This is a genomic window from uncultured Bacteroides sp. (assembly GCF_949298305.1).
In the GTDB taxonomy this organism is placed as follows: domain Bacteria; phylum Bacteroidota; class Bacteroidia; order Bacteroidales; family Bacteroidaceae; genus Bacteroides.
This window is the reverse complement of the sequence record NZ_CASFWU010000146.1, coordinates 1-4,121: the sequence shown is the minus strand read 5'-3', so window position 1 is coordinate 4,121 and position 4,121 is coordinate 1. Positions and strand designations below refer to the sequence as shown.

The following is a 4,121-nucleotide window of genomic DNA, read 5'->3' as shown; positions in this document are numbered from 1 at the left end:
AATCATTTTCAAATCAAAAAATCAATGAACGCTTATATTTGATTTAAAATTAATCGTTTAACTACAGTGATGTAATTTTTATCGCACCACTAATAATTTTCAATCAGTTATAAATCCTGTTCTCGCTCAGTTCTCCCGGCTTTCACCGTCCGTTTCGCCCGGTATGAGTTTCAACACCTCGCGGGCGATGGTGGTGGCGGCGTCGGGCAGGGCCAGGCGGGCGATGTTCGCGCTCAGGCTTTTCAGCCTGTCGTCGTCGGCCACGATTTTCAGGGCTTCGGACATCAGCTTTTCGGGCGCCTCGGCGTCTTTCACGTAGACGGCTGCCCCTTTGTCCACCAGCGCCAGGGCATTCTTGGTCTGGTGGTCTTCGGCCACGTTGGGCGAGGGAACCAGTATCACGGGCTTGTGGAGCAGGCAGAATTCCGAGATGGAGCCGGCTCCGGCACGCGAGATGACCAGGTCGGCGGCGGCGTAGGCGGCGGCCATGTTCTTGATGAAGTCCGTCACGTACAGGTTGGGCAGGGCGCCGGTGCGGGCCGTCAGCACGGGTTCGCCCGTGAAGGAGGTGATGGCTTCCTTCACCTGTCCGATGTAGATTTTGCCCGTCTGCCAGATGAACTGCACGCCGGCGTTGGCGCGGATGGCGGGCAGGGCTGCCGTCAGGGTCTGGTTGATGGTGCGTGCGCCGAGGCTGCCTCCCAGGATGAGGATGGTCTTTTTCTTCGGGTCGAAGCCGAAGTTGCGGGCCGCTTCTTCGCGGCCGACGGTGCTGTCCGTCAGGTTCTGCCGGACGGGATTGCCCGTGAGGATGATTTTCCCGGCGGGGAAGAACTTCTCCATGCCGTCGTAGGCCACGCAGATGCGCCGGGCCTTCTGGGCCAGCAGCTTGTTGGTGACGCCTGCGTAGGAGTTCTGCTCCTGTATCAGGGTGGGGATGCCCATCATGCCGGCGGTCTTCAGGGTGGGTCCGCTGGCATATCCGCCCACGCCCACGGCCACCTGGGGGCGGAAGTCCTTGATGATTTTGCGTGCTTTCCACTGGCTGCGCACGAGCTTGATGATGACGCCGATATTCTTCCACAGGTGTTTGCGGTCGAATCCGGCCACGGGCAGTCCGATGATTTTGTAGCCGGCGTCGGGGACGCGCTGCATTTCCATGCGGCCCTCGGCGCCCACAAACAGGATTTCGGCCTGGGGGCGCAGTTCCCTGATGGCGTTGGCTATGGATACGGCGGGGAAGATGTGTCCTCCTGTCCCCCCTCCGCTGATGATGATACGCGGTTGGCTGTTCATTGCTTTTCTCCTTTCCTTCTTATAGGTTCCGTTTGGGTTCATTCAAATTCTGCGTCGCTGTTCAGCAGGCGGGCTGTCGGTTCGGCGGCGGTCTGCGCGTCGCTTCCGGCCGGTTCGGGGGGCAGCGGGCTTCCGTCGGCCGCAGCCGGGACGGCTGCCAGGGCTTCCTGCGCCCGCTGTTCGTCCAGCTTGGCGGTGTAGCGGCTCACGCTGAGTATCATGCCTATGTAGGCACAGTTGATGAGGGTGGACGTTCCGCCCTTGCTGATGAGCGGCAGGGGCTGTCCGGTGACGGGCGCCAGTCCCACGGCCACCATCATGTTGAACACCGCCTGCGACACCAGCAGCAGGGCGATGCCCACCACGAGGAAGGCGGGGAAGGTGCGGTCGCACTTCTTGGCGATGCGCCCCACGCGTATCAGCAGGCAGATGTACAGGAACACCACGGCGGCTCCTCCCACCAGCCCCAGCTCTTCGATGATGATGGCAAAGATGAAGTCCGAGAAAGCCTGGCTCAGGAAGTCGCGCTGTACGGAGTTGCCCGGCCCCTTGCCCACGATGTTGCTGGTGGCCACGGCGATGCGGGCGTGGGCTATCTGGGCGTCCTTGTCGATGTCAAACTTGGCGGCGGGCACTTCCTCGTCGTCGGCAAACCGCTCGATGCGGGCGCGCCACGTGTCGAAGCGGTGGAGGAAGGGAATGTCTACGTCCTTGGTGGCCAGCAGGAAGGTGACGGCCAGGATGCCCACTCCCGCGATGCCGCCGGCCAGCAGGAGCAGCTTCTTCATGGACACGCGCCCGATGAACATCATCAGGTACACCACGCCGAAGAGCAGCGCGGCCGTCGAGAGGTTCTCGGGGGCAATGAGCAGGCAGATGACGCCCGTGATGATCATGATGCGCTTGAAGGCCTTCGGGCTGGCCCCGTCCTCGTCCTGTCCCTTGGAGAGGATGAAGGCGGTGACGATGATGACCGCCATCTTGGCTATCTCCGAGGGCTGGAACTGCACGCCCATGAAGGTCATCCAGCGGGCCGCGCCGTTGATGCGTTCCATCATCATTACCAGCGCCAGCAGCACGACCGATGCCGGCAGCAGGAAGACGGGGAACACCTGGAACCACTTGTAGGGAATGTTGTGCATCAGCACCACCACCACCGCGCCCACCATGAGGATGATGCTGTGCTGCGTGATGGGCGCCCAGTGGTCGCCGCTCTTGTAGGTCAGCGTGCTGGCTGCGCTGAACACCTCGACAATGGAGATGAGGCACAGGACAAGGAAGATAATCCAGATGACCTTGTCCCCTTTGAATATACTCTTTAGCAGGTCCACGTTGTCAGGTTTTTAAAGTTCGCGTACGTATTTCTTGAATTGCTCTCCGCGGTCCTCGTAGCTCTTGAAGAGGTCGAACGAGGCGCAGCAGGGGCTCAGCAGCACCGTCTCGCCCTTCTTGGCCAGGCGGTAGGCGGCTTCCACGGCGTCCTTCATGCCCGTCTGCACGTCGGCCACGGGCAGGCCCAGACGGTCGAAGAAGGCGTGCAGCTTCTCGTTGTGCAGGCCCAGGTAGACCAGCGCGGAGCATTTCTCGCGCACCAGGTCCTCAATCTCCGTATAGTCGTTGCCCTTGTCCTTTCCGCCCAGGATGAGCACGGTCTTGGTGGTCATGCTCTGCAGGGCATACCAGCAGGAGTTGACGTTGGTGGCCTTGGAGTCGTTGATGAAGTGGATGCCGCGCACGTCGCAGACGTTCTCCAGGCGGTGCTCCACACCCTTGAAGTCCGACAGGGCCTTGCGGATGTATTCCTTCTTGATGCCCGCCAGGTTGGCCGAGATGCCTGCCGCCAGCGAGTTGTAGAGGTTGTGCGTGCCGCGCAGGGCCAGTTCCTCCTGCTCCATGTTGAAGCTGATGGGGGCGTTGATTTCCACCTCGCCGTCTTCCACGTAGGCGATGGCTCCTTCTTCCTTCACGGCTGCGAAGGGATAGAGCTGCGCCTTCAGTCCGTGCTTGGCCAGTTCGCGCTTGATGATGGGGTCGTCGTTCCAGAAGACGAAGGCGTCGTCGGGAGTCTGGTTCTGCGTGATGCGGAACTTGGCATCGACGTAGTTCTGCATGCAGTGGTCGTAGCGGTCCAGATGGTCGGGCGTGATGTTCATCAGCACGGCAATGTTGGCGCGGAACTTGTACATGTTGTCCAGCTGGAAGCTGCTCAGCTCGATGACGTAATAGTCGTGCTGCTCGGTGGCCACCTGCAGGGCGAGGCTGTTGCCTATGTTGCCTGCCAGCCCCACGTTCAGCCCTGCGCTCTTGAAGATGTGGTAGATGAGCGAGGTGGTCGTTGTCTTGCCGTTCGAGCCGGTGATGCAAATCATCTTGGCGTCGGTGTAACGTCCGGCGAATTCTATCTCCGAGATGATGGGCGTTCCTTGTTCCTTCAGTTTCAGAATCAGGGGGGCTTCGTTGGGGATGCCGGGGCTTTTCACCACTTCGTCCGCATTCAGAATCAGCTCTTCGGTGTGGTGTCCTTCTTCCCAGGCAATGTCGTACTTGTCCAGTAGTTCCTTGTATTTGTCCTTGATGGCCGACATGTCCGAGACGAACGTGTCGAACCCTTTCACTTTGGCCAGCACGGCTGCACCTGCGCCGCTTTCGCCGGCTCCTAATACTACAATCCGAGTTCTCTTTTCCTTTTCCTCCCCGGCAGGGAGGGCGGTAGAGTTACTTCTGTCTGTACAATTACTTTCCTGTTTCATATCTTGTTCTTCTAATGTTCAGTTTTTGTTTTTTCTGTCTCTCAGTCACCTTCTCCCCTCCCTTTGGGGGAGGGG

3 protein-coding genes are annotated in these 4,121 nt (G+C 59.8%); all 3 read right to left on the bottom strand.

The window, feature by feature from the left end; all coding sequences use genetic code 11:
* Positions 1–126: 126 nt before the first annotated feature.
* The 3 genes from murG to murD are packed head-to-tail and all read right to left on the bottom strand — an operon-like array spanning position 127 to position 4,046.
* Complete coding sequence (gene murG, locus Q1Y74_RS13610; protein WP_300814832.1) at positions 127–1,296, bottom strand: undecaprenyldiphospho-muramoylpentapeptide beta-N-acetylglucosaminyltransferase; 1,170 nt, start codon at positions 1,294–1,296, stop codon at positions 127–129.
* A 38-nt stretch (positions 1,297–1,334) separates the two neighbouring features.
* Complete coding sequence (locus tag Q1Y74_RS13605; protein ID WP_300814831.1) at positions 1,335–2,627, bottom strand: FtsW/RodA/SpoVE family cell cycle protein; 1,293 nt, start codon at positions 2,625–2,627, stop codon at positions 1,335–1,337.
* Between the two features lie 12 nt (positions 2,628–2,639).
* The gene (gene murD / locus Q1Y74_RS13600) at positions 2,640–4,046 is read right to left on the bottom strand and encodes a UDP-N-acetylmuramoyl-L-alanine--D-glutamate ligase (protein WP_300814830.1); all 1,407 of its coding nucleotides are present in this window, start codon (positions 4,044–4,046) and stop codon (positions 2,640–2,642) included.
* Positions 4,047–4,121 lie beyond the last annotated feature (75 nt).